The organism is Bacteroides pyogenes DSM 20611 = JCM 6294 (assembly GCF_000428105.1).
Taxonomy (GTDB): Bacteria; Bacteroidota; Bacteroidia; order Bacteroidales; family Bacteroidaceae; genus Bacteroides; species Bacteroides pyogenes.
Map to the genome: position 1 here is coordinate 18224 of NZ_ATZH01000034.1, position 20720 is coordinate 38943.

Consider the following 20720-nt stretch of genomic DNA (forward strand, 5'->3'; position numbering starts at 1 on the left):
CACGCTTTAATTTTGTATTTGAATGCAAGATAATTTCAAAAGCAGATGAAGCCAGTTGATTTTGCGCAATCCACAAAGGTATTGCAAAGACCGTCCACGATGGCGGAAAGTGAATGTCAGTCGTTGCCCGTGTGGAACGATGGCAAACAATGTGTGTCATGTTGGAAAGTGACATTCAAAGAGAGATTGAAGATTTTGTTCGCCGGAAAAGTGTGGCTTGGTGTGCTTTCAGGAAAAACGCAACCGCCCGTTTTCGTGTCGGGTGAATCCGTTTTTGAGAATCCACCATTAAAAGCTCGAATTTTGGCTTTTGTTGCCGAAGTCAAGGAAGGTATCATTGGCATATGGGAAAACGTCAAGGAAGCCGCGAAACAGCCCGACAAACGCAAACATTTCATTGTTGGGTTGGCAATATCCCTTGTTTTTGGGTCTTTGCTTGGTTGGTGGGTTGGTTTTATCGCTGGAAGCCTTGCCGGAATTGTCAAGGAGTGGTGGGATTCCAAAGGACACGGAAAAGTTGAAGCAATGGACGCGATTTTCACGTTCATTGGTGCAGCTTGTGCAACCCCATTTTCCATATTGTTTCACTTCTTGATTTGGTAACGTATGGCAAAGATTATCGAAACGAATGTCGAAGTTCTTATTCCTGATAATAAAAACTTCAATAAGCATACGGAATATGGTATGCACATCCTTGAAGAATCAATCCGTAAGTTCGGCTTGGGGCGTTCAATCCTGATTGACAGGAACAACCGAATAATTGCAGGGAATGGAGTTGTTGAAACAGCTTCACAAATTGACCTTGATAAAGTCTTGGTTGTAGAAACAATGGGTAATACGCTTGTAGCGGTCAAAAGAACGGACATTGATTTGGATTCAGCCAAAGGGCGTGAACTCGCACTTGCGGATAATGCAACAGGCAAAGCGAACCTTTGCTTTGACACGGATTTGATAATGCAAGAAGCCGAGAAATTCGACTTTGACCCTGAAGATTGGGGCATTTCAATGGAACAGCCCGAAGAAGAACAATCTGAAGATGGTAAAAAGGTGATTGACACACGATTGATTGTTGAGTGTGGCGATGTTGCCAAGTTATCATTGTTATTCAGCGAGTTACAAGATAGGGGCTTTAAATGTGAATTGAAAGAATAGTCCTACCAAATAAGATAATTAAGATAAAAACAACCGTAAAAAGGGATTTTGAAGATGGCAAAGTATAGTAAAAAAGTGGTTGAAAGGGTTGTCGGACTTGTGAAGTCAGACACCTATACCATTGCGGAGATTTGCCAACAAGTAGGGATTTCGCAAGCCACCTTTCACAGATGGCAAGAGGAACACGAAGATTTTGCACTTGCTATCGAGGAAGCACGGGAATCACGAACGCAATTCTTCGTTCAGGAAGCCAAAAAGTCGTTGTTGAAGAAGATACAAGGCTATGAAGTAACCGAAACAAAGGTTGTAACCATCCCGACAAAAGGCGACCATTCAAAGCCTACTATCAAGGAACAGACGACAACGAAGAAGCATATTCAGCCCGACACGGCGGCAATTATCTTCACCTTGACAAATGGCGACCCTATGAGATGGCGAAACAGACAAACAACAGAAGTAACGGGCAAGGACGGCAAAGACCTATTCGCTAGCAAGACAGATGAAGAGTTGAATAATGAGATTGAGGACTTGAAACGCAAATTGGGGTGATGCAAAAAAGGGCGGACAAAATAAAGTTTTGCAAGGCATTGAAAGAACGGCTTATTCGTGAAAGTCGCTCCGATTTGTTGCGTTTTACCCTTTCCACAATGCCCACATTTCGCCCGGCAGACTTTCACCGCCGATATTATAAGGTGTTGACTGACTTTGCGGATGGGAATATTCGCAAACTTATGGTATTTATGCCCCCGCAGCATGGGAAATCGGAGGGTTCAACAAGGCGTTTGCCTGCTTTTCTCTTAGGTAAAGACCCAGACAAGAAATTGGCGATTGTGTCGTATAATGCACCCAAAGCAAGAAAGTTTAACCGAGAAATCCAACGTATCATTGACAGCCCCGAATATCACGAAATATTCCCCAATACAACCTTGAATGCTTCCAATGTTACAACGGTGGCGGGTTCTTGGTTGCGAAATGCCGATGAATGCGAAATTGTGGGTTATCGTGGCGGATTCAAGACGGTTGGTGTTGGCGGTGCATTGACGGGTGAACCCGTCGATATTTTGATTATGGACGACATTTACAAGGACGCAAAAACGGCTTGGTCGCCCATCGTCCGTGAAAGTGTTTCCGATTGGTACGATACAGTTGCAGAAACCCGACTTCACAACGATTCGCAACAACTGATTGTGTTCACCCGATGGCACGAAGATGATTTGGCGGGTACATTGTTACGCCAACAAGGTATTTATGACCCCGAAACGAACCCCGATGGTTGGGTGGTTGTCATATACAAGGCAATCAAAGAGGGCAAACCGACCGAATACGACCCAAGGCAAGAGGGTGAAGCATTGTGGGCGGAACGGCACAATCTGAAAAAGTTGCAGTCCATCCGCAAAAGAAATCCGCAAGTGTTTGATTCCTTGTATCAACAAGACCCGCAACCACGTGCCGGATTGATGTATGAAAGTGGATTCGTTGAATACTTGATTCGTCCGGCGACAAAGTATGTCAAGCGCAAATGTTATGTCGATACAGCCGACACAGGCGCGGACTATTTATGTGCAATCATATATGACGAAACCGATGTGGGTAACTACATCGTTGATGTGCTTTACACCACACGCCCGGTTGAGTACACCGAACCCGCACTTGCAAAGATGCTTACCAAACATGATGTTGCCGAATGTATTGTGGAAGCCAATAACGGCGGTCGCTTGTTCAAAAACAACGTGGAAAAACAATGTCGATTACTTGGTAATGGAAAGACCAAGTTTTCATCATTCCACCAAACCGAGAACAAGGACACACGCATTTACCAACATTCGGCAATGGTGCAGAACCTCACATTTATGCCCCAAGGGTGGAAAAGCCTTTTCCCGGATTTCTCCAAGGCAATTTGCGGTTACTTGAAAGCCGGACAAAACGACCACGACGATGCCCCCGATGCTTTGACAGGAACAATTGAAAAGCGCGCAAACCAAAAGAAATCGGACGTGGCAAGTCTTTTTGGATATTAGAGTGTATCACTATAAAACAATAATTATGACAATTGAAGAAATTATGAAGTTGGCGCGGGAAAACAAAGGCAATGCCGTGATTCCCGAATTGAAATCGCACCGCTACATTTCCCAACCAGACACGGAAGCAGCGAACAAGGCGATTGACCCCAAGTTGCATGATATTAACGACCATATCAAGCGACCCGACAAGCGAGTAAAAGTAACTGATGATACACAAGGAGAATCCGCGCAAAAGGTGATTGACACCAATGGGGAAAGTACGAATTTTCGCATGGTAAAAGTGGCGCGTGTCGCCCTTGCGCTTCAAAAGCTGATAATATCCCGTGCGGTGTCATTCTGTTTTGGCAATGCCCCGGAATACAACAGCACCCCGGAGAATGAAAAGCAAGCAATGATTGTGAAAGCTTTGAATCGCATTCTTTACGATGTCAAATGCAAATCATTGAACTGCAAAATTGGGCGGTCAATATTCGGTTACAAAGAATGTGCAGAGTATTGGCATTCCGTGGAAAAAAGTAAGAAGCATTCCAAGTATGGATTCCCGACGCAATTCAAGTTACGTTGTACATTGTTTTCTCCCGCTTATGGTGACACCCTTTATCCTTTTTTTGATGAAATCGGGGATATGGTCGCATTTTCAAGGGCATTTAGCCGGAAAGATAACAAAGACAATGCGGTTGATTACTTTGAAACATTCACAGACACGGAGCATTGGCTTTGGGTCAATGGCAACAATGGGTACGAGGTTGTAGAGGGCTATCCTAAAAAGATTGCTATCGGTAAAATTCCTATTGTGTATGGCAATCAACCGAAGTTTGAGACGGAAGATGTGGACGCACTGATTGACCGACTTGAAACCCTTTTGTCAAACTTCGCCGATACCAACGACTACCACGCAAGCCCGAAGATATTTACAACTGGGCAAATTACAGGTTGGGCGAAGAAAGGTGAATCCGGCGCAGTTATCGAGGGTGAAGAGGGTGCAACGATGCAATATGTGTCATGGCAGCAAGCCCCGGAAGCGGTTAAATTGGAGATTGAAACCCTTTTGCGCATGATTTACACCATTACCCAAACGCCAGACATTTCGTTTGATTCGGTCAAGGGGCTTGGTGCTATTTCCGGGGTTGCCCTGAAGTTGCTTTTCATGGATGCACATTTAAAAGTACAAGACAAAATGGAAATCTTCGATGATTACTTGCAAAGGCGCGTGAATGTCATTCTTGCCTACATTGGCATGATGAACACAAGCCTTGAAGAAGAATGCGAACAAGTGGAAATTGAGCCTGAAATCATACCATACATGATTACAAGTGATATTGATGATTTGAACTATTGGCTTACGGCGAATGGCAATAAACCCGTGATTTCACAAGAAGAATCAGTTGAACGTGTGGGAATATCCAAAGACCCATCCAAGACCATTCAGAAAATCAAGGAAGAACAGACCGCCGAAAATTCATTCTCTATTGGTGAACCCATAATTGATGCGTGATGGCAAAGCGAGTAATCAAGGCAAAAGGAGTAATCAAGTACAGATGTATAGATTGTGAGCATTCATACGATTGGCACGAAATAGGGGCAAACGGCAAGCCATTTATGTGTCGGTGTCTGTATTACACAGATGGCAAGTATTGTCGTTTCCTGAATGACCCACAATGTGAACACTTCAAAATGCGGCAATAATGGCAAAAAGGCAAAAGGCAACAAGGTTTTCAATCCAAGCATTCGACAATGCCCATTACAAGACAACGGAGCAATACACACGCGCCGTTGATGCGTTGTTTGATTCCACAACCAAAGCAATATCCCAAGCGGCGGCAAAAGGCAAATACGACCCCGAAAAACCCTTTTCTTTCGATGATTATCCCGGTGTTAAGTCGGTGATGCAAGATGTTACAACGCAGCTTGCAAACCGCCTTACAACCACCATTGAAACCGGGGCACGGAAACAATGGCTTTTCGCTTGCAAAAAAAATGATGGCTTCATTGCATCCATCATGGATACATCCAAGTTAAGCAAGGCACGATTGAACAAGATGCAAGACCAAAACTTGGATGCGTTGAAAGCCTTTCAGGTGCGCAAAGTCGAGGGTTTGAACCTTTCGGAACGTGTTTGGAGGTATGTTGGGCAATACCGGGAACAAATGGAAACCGCTCTTGATGCAGGATTGGGAGAGGGTCGCAGCGCACAACAGTTGGCAAGGGATGTCAAGCAGAACTTGAAAGACCCGAACCGATTGTTCCGCCGTGTTCGTGACAAACGTGGAAACCTTGTGTTGTCGAAAGCCGCCAAAGCATTTCACCCCGGACGCGGTGTTTACCGTTCAAGCGTGAAAAATGCACAGCGCCTGACACGTTCCGAAATCAACATGGCTTATCGTGAAAGTGATTGGCAAAGGTGGCAATCGCTTGATTTTGTTGTTGGTTTTGAGGTGATACGGTCGAACCACGAGCCATTGTGTGAGTGCAAGACGTGTGAAAGGCTTGTTGGTCGTTATCCAAAGACGTTTAAGTTCAAAGGTTGGCATCCTCAATGTATGTGTTACGCCGTTCCAATCCTGATGGACGAAGAGACTTTTGATGAAAATGAATTGGGCGACCTCAAAGCGGCATTGCGCGGAACGACATACAAGCACAGGGAAGCGGCAAATGTTGTCCCGGATGTCCCACAAGGATTCAAAGATTGGGTGAAAGACCATATTGACGCGCAAAAGAATTGGGCTTCAACCCCCTATTTCATCAAAGACAACTTCAAAGATGGCAAGTTGTCCGAGGGGCTAAAGATTGACTTGCCGAAACAGACCGTCCAAGTTGATGTTCTTGCACCCTACCAAACACAAATTGCCCAAGCAAGGCAACAAGCAACCAAATGGGGTTTGTCCGTGCAGCTTACAATGTTGGAAAAATATGTTGCCGACAAGGACATATCAAGCATTCAAAGCCGTGTTGCAACCATACAATCAAAAACAATGCAAATGGAACAAGCCGATGCGGATATTCGCCGCAAGTGTGCCGAATGGGGGCTTAATACATATCCCCTTGATGAAGCAATGCGCAATCCTGATTCAAAGAATATCTTGGCAAAAATGGCGGAATTGGAAACCCGTGTTTTTGATGCAGAAAAAGAATACAAGCAATTCATTTCAGATGCCAACAAAGCAGTAATCGAAGCCCGAAAATGCAAAGGTATTGACATTTCGGGAATGCTTGCAGATATTGCCACCATTACAGGCGACAAGCGCGAATGGGTTGTGGCAAAAGCATCTTATAAAAAGGCATTGCAAGAATTTTTGTACAAGATTTCAAATGCAAAGGGGGTAATGCCGATTTCAAGCCAAATGCCAAACGAATTGAAAGCGAAATCAACGTATTTGAATGGTGAAGATTATACCTTTGACAAAGATTTCTTTGATTTGATAGACCCGAACAAGCCGATTCGACTTGAAATACTTGATTCGGATAGTGGTTCGTATTCGTCTTATGGTGGTGATTTGGTACATATTGCTGGCAAGAAACGAAACGCAAACAGTTCTTGGGAAACCAAGGCGGTTATTTATCACGAATATGGACATTGTATTGATGCACAACGTGCATTATGGACGGATAGTAAATTGATTGATATGCGAAATGCCCAAATAAAGATGTTGAAGAAGAAAGGTGAATACACCGTTTATGAACGCAAATGGAATCACAAAGATGGCGGTTGGTATCATGAAAGAGTGACAAAAACAATGCCGATGGTTGAATATATTGATACCAAGCTACAACAGTTGCAAGAAAAAATTTTGGGAATGAAAGAAGATGTGTTCCAAAAACGCGGAATCACCAAATGGGATGCTATTGAGCAAATCGGAAGCACGCGCGACACCATTAAATCCCTTGTGGTTAAATACGGGAGCGGGCACACAACATCTTATTTCAAGAAAACGCGAATGTCCGAAACCGAATATCTTGCACACGCATTTGAAAACACATTCTTGGGTAATCGGGTATTTCAAAAGTATCTTCCAGATATATACAACGAAATGATTGCTTATATTAGAGCGTTGAAACCTATTTAATAAAGAATTTTGCAACCAAATTTGATTTATTATGATTGATATTAAAAAACTAAAAGGAGAGGATTTGTTTTATTACATTGTCGATAATGGCGAAAGAGAGTTTGCAGAAGCGGCGCAATTGCTTATGTATGCAGAACCCGACAGGGACAAGGCGTTGGTTTTGCTTGAAAAGATGATTCAGGACGGAAAACGTCTTGTTGCTATTTATCCCGGCAATGGAGATGTTCCGCCAAAGAGCGCGGAGTTGGTCGGTGATATTCCCGACGGTGCTTTGTATCTTGTATAAATAATAGGGGTTGCTTTGTCGGCAACCCCTTTTTCTCACCTCGATGGTTTACGATTCGTTTTCTTTCGATGTATCACACCCCGGTATATGATGCACTTGTTGTTGCGATATGGCTTTGATTCCGTTATCTTATACGACCACAACCGGGATTTCGACACACCCAAATCAACCGGGTTGAATGTGTCGAATATCGCGGCGATAGAACCGAAATAATGGTGGTTGTCGTCGCCGAAGCAAACGTGATATATCGTTGTTCCGTTCATTACGATTTTATGTTGAAATCAAACCATTCTTTGGGCGAATTGAATGCCGCCTTTTTGATTTGGCGATAAAACGCCTTGTTCAGCTTGCGAAGCCTTGCCAAGATTTCGTGCGGATTCCAACGAAATTCGGGCATTACTTCATTGTTGGCGGCGTAAATACCACCTTGTTTTGGCTCAAAACGCCCAAAGGCAACCAAGTGTCCGCCCTTGATGAAAACAACGTCCCTGATGGCTTTATTTGGCTTGTGGCGGTATGTTAAAGACGTGCAAGTGTTGTAATACTCAACAATCTTGCGGTGTTGTTCCATTGCTTCTTTCATCTTGCTTGCCTTGTTCTTGCGGAAATCCCACATATTCTTGGCGACCTGATGCCGGAGTTCCGCCACGTTGATATGCTCTTTCGCCATTGCCACATCATACGGCAATGTGCCATTGGCAAACATTCTTACAGCACGAACAAGACTTTCCTTGTCCACCACCTTGTCGTGAAGTTCTTTCACGAAATCCACCGTCAAGCCATACTTGCTTGCAAGTGCTTCAAAATTCATCTTTTCCATTGCAAAGTAATTATTTTATTTAATAGAAAAACTTTTTATGTCTATCTTTTGCCAGCCAAGTATCGGCATTTTCGCCCGAAACCCACCATTGAAACACTTGTTCCGGGGAATCGAACTTGTCGTAATTGCCGTATTGTTCCATGACTTCACGAATTGCACGGATATAAACCTTTTCCGCAACCCTTGGGAACATTTCAAGTTCACGCCTTTTTTCTTTTGGTGAAGCCATTGGGCAAAATAAACAACCGATTCGATGAAAGCCTTTGTCATACAAATCGCAATACGGCATATTGTTTCCCTTGATGAAGCCCCAAACATCGTTGTCCGTCCAATCGAAAATCGGGGAAATAGCAACCTTGTCTTTGCCATTGACGCAATAAACCTTTGTGTCGGAATCGGTTTCAAATAGTTGTTGCCCCCCCCGTGTGGATTGAACAAGTTTGCCATTCTCGATGTCGTACCCAACACGTTGCCCCAATACCTCAATCGGGTGACGTTTCGCCCGTTTAGTTGATTCCGCCTTGCGTATGCCCAAGCAAGTGCAAGTTCCCGCGCCCGCTTGTTCTTTAAGGCAGGCGCAACAAAACCGGGCTTGACGTGTCGGCAACATTTTCTTTTTGACGATAAGTTGCCGCATATTTAATTCGGGCAAATTCAATTTGACTTGCGGATAATTACCACGAACAAACTTCATTAAATTAGGAGAATCAACCGTTGTAACTTGCATTTCCGCGTGATGCTTGACCCCCGCCATTTCAACGAGGGCAAGCAACACTTGCGAATCCTTGCCCCCGGAAAAGGCAACGTGAAAGCCCCTTTCGTCCATTCTCAATGCGAGGGATTCCGCATCTCGTACGAACTGAATTGCCTTTCTTTCAAGTTCAATAATCCGATTCATATCAAAAGCAAGTTTTTAATTCGTGTTGTTTGAATCTGAATCCCGAAATGATTTCCAAGGCTTCTTCAATCTTGAATGATGATGCCATTGTGCAAGGGCAACCGTGGTCACCTGTTGGGTCGAGGTATTGGAAGCAAGCCCCCGAACCATCTTTGTAAAATTCCACAGCCGAAACACGACCGTTTGCAAGGGCTTCACGCACCTTTGTGATTCTTCTTTGATTTTCCATTGTCGCGAAAATTTAAGTTTAAAAATAATTGCTGCTGTATGGTGTATTATAGTGAAACACTGCAATGTAACAACTTTATTTAATATAACAAGCAAAAACATAAGAAAAATGCGTTTGCAATGCAAAATGTGGAAAAGTAAAGCATAAGTTTCCCTATATAGAAAATTGTGTTACTATAAAACATCATAATTTTGAAAATGATTTGTAACACATAAAACATTTATCGAATGAAAGAAAAAATTTTAGCACTACTTGTGGCACGGTTCCAAGGCGTGCGAAAAGATTGCTTGTTGATGATGGCACGCGCATTAGCGTTACAGGCTTCAACAGAAGATGAAGCGAAAGCACTTGTCGACAAGGTGACAGATGCGCAAGTTACCGAATTTGTCAAGGATGTTCGCGCAGATGTGGACAAAGAGGTGTCCGAAAGTAACAAGACTTTTGAAACGAACTTGAAAAAGAAGTTTGATTTTGTCGCCAAAGCCGAACCCGGCGGCAATGGTGGTAAAAAAGAACCCGACCCCAACGACATTTCCGAGATTGTAAAATCAGCGGTTGCCGAAGCGGTCAAGCCGTTTCAAGAAAAATTGTCCGGCTATGAAGCGGACAATATTGCAAAATCAAGGCTTCAAGCATTGAACGAGAAATTGAACGGATGTAAGGACGAAACTTTCAAGAAGCAAACCTTGAAAGACTTTGCCCGTATGACGTTCGACACTGACGATGCGTTTAACGAATACTTGAATGAGAAAGCAACGGACATTGAAACTGCAAATCAAAATGTGGCAAATGCAGCATTGAGCAATGGCGCGGGAAGCCCCCTTTTCGCTCAAAAAGAGGAAAGCGGTATTTCCAAAGGCGTTGCCGAATATGTGGAAAGCCAAAAGCCCGAAAACAACAGCTTCACGGGCAAAGAAGTGTAAAACTTTAATTCATCAAAACAATGTCATTAACGATTAAACGAAAGAAAGACAATCGCGTTGTGAAGTGTATTCTTCACCGCATTGCCGACATTCCCGGTGGCGTTACGGTTTCCGTTGCCAATTTGGGTGGTTCGGCTTTGTTTGAGGGAACGCCCATTGGAAAGGGCGCGGATGGTTTATTTGTAGTTTGCAAAACCGCGCAAGTTATCACGGAAGCGAATGAAAGTGCAACAACCTACGAAGTTGCAAAAGGACACCACTTCAAGGTCGGTGACAGATTTGCAACCGATGCTTGCAACGGTCAAACAATTAAAACCATTGACAAGACTAATTCCGCAAAGGATGTCATTACCCTTGGAACAACGCTTGGCGCAACCGTCAAAGCCGGAACTTGTGCATTTGAATCAAGTGGCGCTAACAAGACACTGAAAGTTACCCCGGTTGCCATTGCTGGGTCAAACTACGATGTTGAAAATGGCGACAACTTATTCACAGATGCTTGGGTTATCGGCGTGGTGAATACAGCCAATGCCCCTATTGTGAATGATGCCGTTAAGACGGCATTGAAAACAATTGCTTATGTGTAACCCATAAAAAGTAAACCAATATGCAGAAATCATTAATGGTTGGGTTGAATGAAAAGGATATGGAAGCCGTAATTCGCACTTACGACCTCAAAGATTACTATTATCCAACCCTTTTCCCACTTAAAGAAACAAATTTCTTGACGTGGAAGATGCTTGAAGCGCAATCAGGTTTGAAGATTGCCGCCGACCTTGTTGCAAGGGGAGCGACAATTCCGAAAAAGACCCGTGAAGCGATTTCAAGGATTCAGGGTGATATACCAAAAATCACCATTTCGAGAGAGAAGAACGAAGATGAATTGACCGAATACGACATAATGGTTGCAATGTCGAGCAACAACCCCGACTTGAGAGCCCTTGTTGAATTTTGGGCGGAAGATACCAAGTTTTGTTGGGATGGTGTTGCAGCCCGTGCCGAATGGATTGCATTGCGCCAAATTTCGCTTGGAAAGGTCAAGTTCACCAACTCCAACAACGCGGCGGTTGTTACCGAATATGATGTTGATTATCTGATTCCGGCAGAACAGAAAATTGGCGTTGCAATAGCATACGATTCCGGCACAGCTGCAAAGCCTTTGACAAAGGATTTCCCAGCAGCGTTGAAGTTAGGTAAGAAGTTGCATGGGGCGACCTACAAGTTCGTATTTATGAATGTTGATACCTTTGAAAAATTCGCTTCACAAGAAGAAGTTTGGAAGAAGTGTTCTTCATTCATTCAGAATGCAACAGGTACACAGGATGCGCCCGACCTTGCGACCGTGAACGCATATCTTGCCAAGAAGAAAGAACTTTATCGTGGCTTGCAGATTATCATAATCGACCAAGAGATTACAATCGAACTTGCAGATGGTACACGTACCACCTCAAATCCTTTTGAGGACGATGTAATTCTTTTCTCTGAAAGCAAGGTTTTGGGCAATACTTATTGGAAGAAGCCGATTGATGCAAAGAAGATGCCCGGCAGCGTAGCCGAAAAGGTAATGCACGGACATACCCTTATCAAGAAGTATTCCAATGAATCGCCCGTTCAGGAAGTGACCGAGGGAATCGCAAACCTTTTCCCGGCTTGGAATCTTGCGGGTCGCTCTGTATTGATGCAGACCAACGCAACTTCTTGGAATAAAAACTAACATCGACCGATGGGGTGTGATGATTTCGGTTATTTCACCCCAAAGGTCTTTTTGCAAGACAATGTTATGACCAATAAAGAGTATTTGACTAAATCATTAAATGGGCTGAACCTGATGGAAGATGATATTGATGTTATCTTGGCGAAAGGTGGGCTTGAAACGGACGCAAATGCAGACGTGAATGCGTGTGACATGGCAGTATATCGCCGAATGTCGGCGGTGATTAAAGGAATGACGCAAAATGTTTCCGAGGGTGGATATTCTATTTCTTGGAACATGGAAGCCGTCAAAATGTACTACAACGCATTGTGTAATGAGTTGGGACAAGAAAATGTGTTGGTCGCACGTCCGAAAATTCGCAACCGTTCAAATATTTGGTGATTATGGCAGTGAAGCAATATCCACATTTCCTTTTCATTGAGGAATCAACCGAAAGCATCCAAGACGCGGATGGTAATTGGATTGAATGTGAAACATCACGCAAATTCATATCCATGTGCCGTGAAGAATCGGATGGCAAAGGCACAGAATTTCAGGTTGCCGGGGGTGAATACCACAAGGCAACATCCGTGATTCAATGCCCCAAGACTTGCCCAAAGGTAAGCAAAGGCACAAGGGTAATTGTTGCAAATGACCCTGATTGTACGGACATACGCATTGACGGAATATGCTTGAATTTTGACCCGGCGCAACTTCATTCAAGATTATGGCTATAAAAGCAAACTTCACAAAAGATGATGTCAAGGCGCATTTCGATGCGTTTCTTGATGAAATCCAAAGAAAGCAGATTGCAAGGTTGCAACAACTTGGCGAAATGTGCTTGATTGAAGCCCGGACAAACAAGGGCTACATGATGCAAACAGGCGCATTGCTTTCTTCAACGGGTTATCAAGTTTTTGTTGATGGTGTTGCGGTACATTCCCAATTTGATGCAGCAAGCGGCGCACAAAGTGATACAGCCGCAAAGGGCATTAAAGCGGGTCAGGAATTGGCGGAATCAATCGGGAAAGAAACAAAGGGCGTTGCCCTTGTGGTTGTCGCTGGCATGAACTACGCCGCGTATGTCGAAGCGAAAGGATATAACGTGTTGTCAAGCGCGGAACATCTTGCGGAACGGGAATTGCCCCGGATGTTGGAAGATTTGATAAGTAACATTAATCGTGCTGCGGAATAATGAAAACAGCATTTGACACTGATTCGATTTTGTTTGCCTTGCTTAACGGTAAAATATCAAACAAAGGCGGGGTATATGTCGGCGACGACCGCCCCGAAGATTCCGCCGATGAAGATGTGGTTGTGAACACGATTGATTTGCCCCAAGATTGCTTGCCGCAAATCGGAACCTCCAACATAAACATTTACACGGCGGACACGACAAAGAAAATCAAAGGAAAGATGCAGGTTTCGGCAAATCGGACACGATTAAAAGCCTTGACAAATGAAGTCTTGGCGATAGTGAGAAACGCGGAAATACACGGAATTAAAGCCGTGCCCGGTAATATGACAATCATGTATGAGCCAACGACAAAGCAACATTTCGTGAACATCCGCGTGAATTGGAATATTCAAATTTAATTTTTATAAGTATGGGAACAAGAACATCACTTATTACGCTTGGATTGTGTGAAATCCAAGTAGGAACGGCAGGGAAAAACGGGAAAATGCCCGGTGAGCTTGCCAAAATAGGGAAGACCTATAAAGACACTTGTAAGATGACACAAGATGCGTCAGACGTTACGGAACATTTTGAAGAGGGCATGGCAGCCCCCGAGGTGCGCAAAAAGTCAAGGAAAATGCCGAAATTGACATTTTCTATAATGGACGCAAACGTTGATGACCTTGTTTCTTATGTTGGTGGCGAAAAGGTCGATACCAACAAATGGGGATACGATGGAAATGAAGTTGTAGCAAACAAGGCAATTAAAGTTGTAACAGAGCAGGGATTGGACTTTGAAATTCCTAATGGAGACATTGAAGCAGTAATCAATGCTGATATGTCCGCAAAAGGTATATTCTTAGTTGACTTTACCGTAACGCCAATGGCGGTAAGTGAGGGCAAAGCCTTGCGTGGCGTACCGAAGTAGTAAACCTCAAGCCCCGGTGGCAATTATATGTTTCCGGGGTTTCATTTTTAATAACGTGATATGACGGATGATAAGAAGAAGCTTGAACAAGAACGTGCAGAGCTTAATGCCTTGATTGGAAAGGGTGTGTCATTTGAGGTGAAAGACACCGAATTTGATGTGGAAAAGCGGTTCTTTGGTCTTATTAAGAAATACAAGCCCCGTGAGATAACACGCACATTCAAGATTGAAGAATTGACTCTTTCAACACTTGACCGTATTTCGGCGGAAACAATCGAATTTGCAATTGACGAAACTGTGATGAAGTCGGCGGATTCGATGAAATGTGCAAGGGGTTTGGCGCACAACCATTCAATCCGATGTGCAAGGGTTGTTGCCATTGCGGTGCTTGGTGAAGATAGATTGATTCCCTTGCAAGGCAAGGGATGCACAAAATGGGTGGAAGATACCAAGCGAATTGACGAATTAACATCGTTGTTTGCCCGAACAATCAAACCATCGGTGCTTTACAAACTTTTCGTCCTCGTGAATGCAATGAGCAATCTTGGGGATTTTATGAGCTCTATTCGATTGATACAGCAAGAAAGAACCACAATGCCGATTCGGATAGAGGAAAGCAAAGAGGGTTAAACAGTCCACACGGTCGCCGGGGGGCTATATGTCAGCATTTCGGGTGGACTTATGATTACTTGTTACATGGCATTGCATGGTCGGTTGTTCAACGTATGATGATTGATGCCCCAAGTTACGATTTCAGTGACAACAACGGGGTTGAAGAGATAGAATTGACCGAGAACAACGGTGAACAGATTTTGAATTTCGTAAATAGCATGATGTAATATGGCAGAAATTGACGGTGGGGCATTATCTTTTAAGTCCGTAATGGATAATGACCAACTAAATTCGGCAATTGACGAAACCTTGCGTCGCGTGCAAGGTTTTTCCGATGCGGTAGTTGGAAGCGGTGATGTGATGGACAAGACCACGCAAGAAATGATTGTGCAAGTTCGTTCAGCGCTTGGGAAAATCGGTGATATTTGCGTTGAGCACGAACAAGCACTTGACCGCTTGGGTCAGGAATATGACCGTTTGGGCAATGAAATGAACCGTGCCCTTAAAAGTGGACGTGATGATGAATTTCGCGCCTTACAGGAGCAAAGGAATGCAATTCAAGGCGAAATGACGGTTCGCAAGCAGTTATTGAAAGAGTTGCGCGAACAGTCCAACGCCCTTGAAAAAGAAGCCGCAAAGTTAGAAGAATCGGCGCAGCAAGCGGAAAAGACGGCGCAAGCCCACGTTTCCTTGCGAACCCGAATCCGCGCTTTGAAAGAAGAAATGGCATTGTATCGTGAGCAATTCGGAGACCAGACTGATAAATACCGGGAAATGACGGCGGAACTTGGACGCTTGATGGATATTCAGGGTGACATACAGGCACAAGGAAGCATTCTTGCTAACGATGAAGCCAACTTTCAAGGATTTATTCAGGGTCTTTCAGGGATTGCAGGTGGTTTTTCAGCCGCTACGGGTGCAATATCATTGTTCGCTGGTGAAAACGAGAACCTACAAAGGGTAATGACAAAGGTTCAAAGCGTGATGGCTGTTGCAATAGGAACGCAACAGGTTGCACAGACGTTGAATAAGGATAGCGCATTTCGGCTTGTAACCGTCCGGAAAGCCAAAGAATTGCTCACTGTCGCCGAAATGAAGTTTGCCGCCGCCCTTGGTATATCCAATGTCGCGGCTAAGGCTTTGATGGCAACGCTTACACTTGGATTGTCGGTTGCCATAACGGGAGCGATAGTGCTTATTGATAGAATTATATCAAAAAACAAAGAAGCCAAGAAAGCACAAGAAGAATTCAACAAAGAACTTGTCGAGGGTTCATACAAAGCAATCGGAGCAATTGAAAGTCTTTCCATAAAGTGGAATCGGCTTGGCGGTGATTTGGATGCCAAGAAAAAGTTTGTTGAAGAAAACAAAAAAGCATTTGAAGAACTTGGTGTTGCCGTTCGTGATGTTGCCGATGCGGAAAGGATTCTAAATTCGGGAAAGGGTGCGTTTATTGCCGCACAAATTGAAAAGGCAAAAGCAATGATTTTTGTTCAGCAAGCGCAAGAAAAAGTGAAAACTTTGATGGAGAATGAACAAAAAATTGAATCGATGCCAAAAACCAGAAGTCAATGGGTGCAAACTTCTTCATTTGGAACAGGATATTATATTGAAGTCAAAAATGAAGAAAGAGAGAAATTGATTCAAGCAAACAAAGACTTGTACACAGAGATTGAGAATGGTTACACGAATGCCGCCGCAGCCGAAACAGAGGGGGCAAACATTCTTAAAGAAGCAGAGATTGAGGCAGTTAAGACTATTAAGGACGGGACAATTGCAGCCCTTGAACAAGCCATTTCGGAGAAAAATGAGAGGTTGAAAGATTTGCACATCGGAAGCGATGATTTTAACAAGGTACAAGCCGACCTTAAAAATCTTCAAGACCAATTAAGCAAAGCACAAGGGAACAAAGGCGGCGGTGGTTCAGGTGCAAACAAAGACCCATTCTTGGAGAAATTGAGCAAGCGCAAAGCTGAATACCAACGATTCAATAAGTGGTTAAATTCCGGTGATGCGATATTAGTTCAATCGGCGAACAAGGAATTTGAGGGTCTTTTGAAAGAGGGTTCAACGTATATCGACTATTTGAAAAAACAGCGCGACGAACTTTTGACGGTTGATATTTCCAAGCGTACCAAGGCGCAAAATAAACAGTTGAGCCAACTTAACGATGCCATTGCAGAAGAAACTAAGAAAACCGTTTTGGAAGCATTCAACAATGAATTGTCCGAGCAATTGACAAACGCCAAGACTGTGCTTGAAATGCTGAATATAATAGAGCAAAAGCGCAAGAATTTGTCCGGGGACGGTACAGAGTTGGACAATGCCAAGAAAGAAACCTTGGACAACGCCGAAAAGGATGCCAAAGAACAACTTAAAGAAGAAATCGAAGTATTGCTTGAAGAATATGCTTCATACGCGGAACAAAAACGTCGTATCGATGAAGCTTACAACCGCGATTATGAAGTATTGATGGCGAAACGCCAGCAAGTAACCACCGATGCGGAACGTGCCGAAATTGACGCCGCCATTGCCAAGCGTCAAAAAAAGCGAGACAACGATGTGAACGGCATTGGTGGCGTTGATTACGATGCGTTGTTGGCGGAATATGGCACATTTGAGCAGCGCAAGCAATCAATCATTGACAGTTACGAAGAAAAGCGCAAGGCGGCGCAAGCCGTCGGCAATACCGAAATGGTGGAAGCCTTGAACAAGGCGCAAGCCGAAGCCCTTTCAAAGTTTGCGTTGAAAGAACTTCAAGCACACCCGGATTGGGAATTGATGTTTGGCGACCTTGACGAAATAAGCACCCGAAAACTTCAAGAACTGATTGATAAAATCAGCAATCTTGATGGGGCTTATCTTGGTATTGAATTTAACCCGAAAGACCTTGAATCTTTAAAGGGTAATATCGAGAAAATGAAGAAAGAAATCCAAGAACGTAATCCCTTTTCTTCTTTGGTATCTTCTATCAAAGACTATATCAAGGCAGAAGATGAAGCAAGCAAGAAAACAGCCCTTACAAATGTATTCAAAAGCGCGAGCGGTGCAATAGACCTTGTAGGCGGAGCAATTGATGCAGTCACTTCCGGGATGGAAAAGATGGGCATTAGGATGGATGAAGAAACCCAAGCGATAATGAATGACATCGGCGGAATCCTTGATGGCGCAAGCCAACTTGCAAGTGGTATCGCGACAGGCAATCCATTATCTGTTATTCAAGGCTCAATCGGTCTGCTATCATCCGCGTTTGACCTGTTCAATTCGCGAGACCGAAAAGCAGAAAAGCAGATTAGAAAGCACCAAGAAGCAATTTCAAAACTTGAAAAGGCATACACGCAACTTTCTTGGGCTATTGACAAGGCGTTGGGTGGTGACGTTTATAAAAACCAAAAGGCGGCAATCCGCAATATGCAACAACAGCAAGAGCGTTTGAGAGCGTCCTGGGAGGCTGAAATATCAAAAAAGAAAACCGATTGGGGCAGGGTTGATGACTTCAAAGAACAATATGCCGAATTGGAGCGTCGGATTGCCGATATGTATGCGGAGATTTCCAACGACTTGTTGCAGACCAATGCAAAGGACTTTTCAACGCAATTGGCGGACAACTTGGCAAGCGCATTCAAAGCGGGTGAAGATTCCGCCAAGGCTTTTGAAGAAACCGTGAATCAGGTGTTGCAAAACTTGGTTGTGAACCAATTAAAAAAGAAATTCTTGGAACAACAACTTCAAGGGGCACTTGATAGCCTTGAACAATCAATGGGTTGGTGGAATGGTGACACCTTTGTATTTGACGGCTTAACGGATGAAGAAATTGAATCTTTCAAACGCAAGGTGCAAGCAGCCGCCAACAACTTCAATCAAGCGTTGGGCATTTATTCGGATTTGTTCAAGGACTTGAATGAAGAGTCCAATGATTCTTTGACCGGAGCGGTCAAGGGAGTTACGGAAGAAACCGCAAGTCTTGTTGCCGGACAAATGAATGCAATTCGCATCAATCAACTTGAAGCGACCCAAATTTTACGCCAACAGTTGCAGACCTTGAACGCCATTGCACAAAATACGGCATACAACCGATATTTGGCAAGAATTGAAAGGATTATCACTATCCTTGAAAACAAATCAAGCGGTGATTCTTTAAGGTCACAAGGTTTGTCGTAATCAAAAGTGTTTCACTATAAAACAAGAAATATGAAGTTATCGAAAGAACTTGCAAGACAAGCGAAAGCCAAGGGGATTTGTACCCCTTGGCATGCCCAATTGCTAACATTACAGAACAAAGAAGCAATGGTTGATATGTACTTGAAAGGTATTGACTTTTGCTTGGCGAATGATTACCCCAAAAATGACTTCATAAGAACGCATTTCAAAGGGGTTATGGAAGCGAAAGGGGTTTTCCTTGACGACAACATAAAAGTCGAAAATAAGCCCAAATGCGTGTGTTTGGGAACAACCCAAGGACGTATTGACGTGAACAGGTTTGAGGTATGCGAGGTTTTCGCAAAACACAATGCCGAATTGAATGTGGTTGCCAAGGACAACGCCTTTGTGATGATAGACATTTTCGATGATGCCGTTGTGAGTATTCACGCAAGCGACCGGGCAAAAGTTTGTGTGAACCATTACGGCGGTTCGATAACAAAAAATGCAATGGGTGATGCCATTGTGAAAATCCGGGAGAAGAACAAAAAAACATATTGATATGGATGCAAACAGCATAATTTTTCAAATGCCTTTCGATGAAAGCGACGGTGCGTTGATTGCATACGATTACAGCCAAAACCGTGCCGATGGTTCGGTTGTCGGTGCGCATTTTGTCGCTGGAAAGAACGGCAACGCAATTTCATTCGGCGGTGATGATTATTGCGAGGTGTCGAAAAGCATTTTGCCGAATATGAACACCGAATTTTCGATTCTTGCTTGGGTTCAGGGTCGGGAATCTGAATGCGGTTCGCCCCAAAAGATGATTTGGGTATTGAGTTTTTCGGGGCTTAACAACTTTGTAGAAGTTACGATTGAAGCAAAGCCCGGTTCTTGGTTTTCACTTGCCGTTACAAGGTGCGGAAGCACGTTCAATTTCTATGTCAATGCACAGTTGATTAAGACCGTGAACAATTCCGGCGCATTGCAAGGCATTTCGCTTAACCAAGATTATTACGGCGGTGAATACGGTTTCGGCTTGCTTGACGATGTGAAGATTTACAAGGTTGCCTTGCTTCAAGCCGACCTTATCAATGAATTGTCGTCCGGCAAGCAACAAGCATATTTGTTGGATGGTGTGGACTTCAAGGAATATGGCGTATATGTGTCAGGTTCGGACGGCATTATGAACCGACCGAAAATGAAAGCGCCCGCAACATTGAGTTGGGACAACTATCATGGTGAAAGCGTTGATTTGGCGCATAAATTTTATGAATCAAGGGAAATCACGTTGTCATGCTTTGTCAAGGCTGAATCAAAAATTGACTTCATTAAAAAGGTCACAACCTTTGAACAGCAGTTTGACAAGGTAGGCACAAACCGCCTTGTCATAGACGTTCACCCGGTAAAACCATTGATTTATGAAGTGTATTGCAAGGATGCAATCGAAATTCAAAAGGAATGGTCGGATGAATTGATGGTGGGTACATTCAAGTTGAAGTTGATTGAACCCGAACCCGTGAAACGTGTTTTGAAGCACATTCGCGTGAATGAATCGACCAAGACTTGCACAATCACCTTGACAAGTTCCAAGTATGTAAACATCTATTGGGGTGATGGTTCGGTTGATTATGACATAAGCGGTGATTCCGTAACAGTCAAACACTATTATGATGTAAACGGTGACTATTTCCCCGTTGTTACCGGGTGCATTGATGAAATTTCTTCATTTGATACAAACGCGATTATTGTATGGGAGCGAATATAATTATAACAC

22 protein-coding genes are annotated in these 20720 nt (G+C 43.7%); 19 read left to right on the forward strand and 3 right to left on the reverse strand.

The window, feature by feature from the left end:
* Positions 1-45 precede the first annotated feature (45 nt).
* The 7 genes from C234_RS0109605 to C234_RS0109635 all read left to right on the forward strand — a co-directional run bounded on the left by C234_RS0109605 (position 46) and on the right by C234_RS0109635 (position 7523).
* On the forward strand, positions 46-603 hold the full coding sequence (locus C234_RS0109605) for a hypothetical protein (RefSeq protein WP_027325581.1): 558 nt from the start codon (positions 46-48) through the stop codon (positions 601-603).
* Between the two features lie 3 nt (positions 604-606).
* Positions 607-1152, forward strand: a complete 546-nt coding sequence (locus tag C234_RS16805; RefSeq protein ID WP_051290233.1) for a ParB N-terminal domain-containing protein — start codon at positions 607-609, stop codon at positions 1150-1152.
* A gap of 54 nt (positions 1153-1206) precedes the next feature.
* Positions 1207-1701, forward strand: coding sequence for a terminase small subunit-like protein (locus tag C234_RS0109615; protein WP_211231529.1), 495 nt, complete (start codon positions 1207-1209; stop codon positions 1699-1701).
* Positions 1701-3170 carry a phage terminase large subunit gene (gene terL, locus C234_RS16285; protein WP_051290234.1) on the forward strand — a complete coding sequence of 490 codons (1470 nt, stop codon included), beginning with the start codon at positions 1701-1703 and terminating at the stop codon, positions 3168-3170. Before C234_RS0109615 ends, terL begins: the two co-directional genes overlap by 1 nt.
* Positions 3171-3195: 25 nt before the next feature.
* Positions 3196-4668 carry a phage portal protein gene (locus C234_RS0109625; RefSeq protein WP_027325583.1) on the forward strand — a complete coding sequence of 491 codons (1473 nt, stop codon included), beginning with the start codon at positions 3196-3198 and terminating at the stop codon, positions 4666-4668.
* 391 nt (positions 4669-5059) lie between these two features.
* The gene (locus C234_RS16810) at positions 5060-7237 is read left to right on the forward strand and encodes a hypothetical protein (RefSeq protein ID WP_211231530.1); all 2178 of its coding nucleotides are present in this window, start codon (positions 5060-5062) and stop codon (positions 7235-7237) included.
* A 31-nt stretch (positions 7238-7268) separates the two neighbouring features.
* Positions 7269-7523 (forward strand): hypothetical protein, encoded by a 255-nt coding sequence (locus tag C234_RS0109635; protein WP_027325584.1) that lies wholly within the window; start codon positions 7269-7271, stop codon positions 7521-7523.
* 262 nt (positions 7524-7785) lie between these two features.
* Here the strand turns inward: C234_RS0109635 and C234_RS0109640 are convergent, their stop codons facing one another.
* Genes C234_RS0109640 through C234_RS0109650 form a run of 3 tightly spaced genes read right to left on the reverse strand, consistent with a single transcriptional unit; the run spans position 7786 to position 9470 of the window.
* Positions 7786-8343, reverse strand: coding sequence for a hypothetical protein (locus C234_RS0109640; protein ID WP_027325585.1), 558 nt, complete (start codon positions 8341-8343; stop codon positions 7786-7788).
* A 19-nt stretch (positions 8344-8362) separates the two neighbouring features.
* The gene (locus C234_RS0109645; protein WP_027325586.1) at positions 8363-9241 is read right to left on the reverse strand and encodes a phosphoadenosine phosphosulfate reductase family protein; all 879 of its coding nucleotides are present in this window, start codon (positions 9239-9241) and stop codon (positions 8363-8365) included.
* A 1-nt stretch (position 9242) separates the two neighbouring features.
* Positions 9243-9470, reverse strand: coding sequence for a hypothetical protein (locus tag C234_RS0109650; RefSeq protein ID WP_027325587.1), 228 nt, complete (start codon positions 9468-9470; stop codon positions 9243-9245).
* A gap of 227 nt (positions 9471-9697) precedes the next feature.
* Between C234_RS0109650 and C234_RS17680 the strand changes: the two genes are divergently transcribed.
* The 12 genes from C234_RS17680 to C234_RS0109715 all read left to right on the forward strand — a co-directional run bounded on the left by C234_RS17680 (position 9698) and on the right by C234_RS0109715 (position 20711).
* A complete protein-coding gene (locus tag C234_RS17680) occupies positions 9698-10393 on the forward strand; it encodes a hypothetical protein (protein WP_027325588.1) in 696 nt (231 codons plus the stop codon).
* A gap of 20 nt (positions 10394-10413) precedes the next feature.
* Entirely contained in the window at positions 10414-10980 is a 567-nt protein-coding gene (locus tag C234_RS0109660; RefSeq protein ID WP_034536873.1) for a hypothetical protein, read from the forward strand.
* 20 nt (positions 10981-11000) lie between these two features.
* A complete protein-coding gene (locus tag C234_RS0109665) occupies positions 11001-12107 on the forward strand; it encodes a major capsid protein (protein ID WP_027325590.1) in 1107 nt (368 codons plus the stop codon).
* Between the two features lie 9 nt (positions 12108-12116).
* Complete coding sequence (locus C234_RS0109670; protein ID WP_052001849.1) at positions 12117-12488, forward strand: DUF6706 family protein; 372 nt, start codon at positions 12117-12119, stop codon at positions 12486-12488.
* 2 nt (positions 12489-12490) lie between these two features.
* Positions 12491-12823 carry a hypothetical protein gene (locus C234_RS0109675; RefSeq protein ID WP_027325592.1) on the forward strand — a complete coding sequence of 111 codons (333 nt, stop codon included), beginning with the start codon at positions 12491-12493 and terminating at the stop codon, positions 12821-12823.
* Positions 12814-13281: a hypothetical protein gene (locus C234_RS17805; protein WP_034536875.1), complete on the forward strand. Its 468-nt coding sequence runs from the start codon at positions 12814-12816 to the stop codon at positions 13279-13281. The genes C234_RS0109675 and C234_RS17805 overlap by 10 nt, the downstream gene beginning before the upstream one ends.
* On the forward strand, positions 13281-13682 hold the full coding sequence (locus tag C234_RS0109685; RefSeq protein ID WP_027325594.1) for a hypothetical protein: 402 nt from the start codon (positions 13281-13283) through the stop codon (positions 13680-13682). The genes C234_RS17805 and C234_RS0109685 overlap by 1 nt, the downstream gene beginning before the upstream one ends.
* Before the next feature lie 11 nt (positions 13683-13693).
* Positions 13694-14191, forward strand: coding sequence for a hypothetical protein (locus C234_RS0109690; protein ID WP_027325595.1), 498 nt, complete (start codon positions 13694-13696; stop codon positions 14189-14191).
* Positions 14192-14251: 60 nt separating this feature from the next.
* Positions 14252-14821: a hypothetical protein gene (locus C234_RS0109695; RefSeq protein WP_027325596.1), complete on the forward strand. Its 570-nt coding sequence runs from the start codon at positions 14252-14254 to the stop codon at positions 14819-14821.
* A gap of 210 nt (positions 14822-15031) precedes the next feature.
* Complete coding sequence (locus C234_RS0109705; RefSeq protein WP_027325597.1) at positions 15032-18964, forward strand: hypothetical protein; 3933 nt, start codon at positions 15032-15034, stop codon at positions 18962-18964.
* 30 nt (positions 18965-18994) lie between these two features.
* Positions 18995-19504, forward strand: coding sequence for a hypothetical protein (locus C234_RS0109710; RefSeq protein ID WP_027325598.1), 510 nt, complete (start codon positions 18995-18997; stop codon positions 19502-19504).
* Position 19505: 1 nt separating this feature from the next.
* Complete coding sequence (locus C234_RS0109715) at positions 19506-20711, forward strand: LamG-like jellyroll fold domain-containing protein (RefSeq protein ID WP_034536878.1); 1206 nt, start codon at positions 19506-19508, stop codon at positions 20709-20711.
* Positions 20712-20720: the final 9 nt, after the last annotated feature.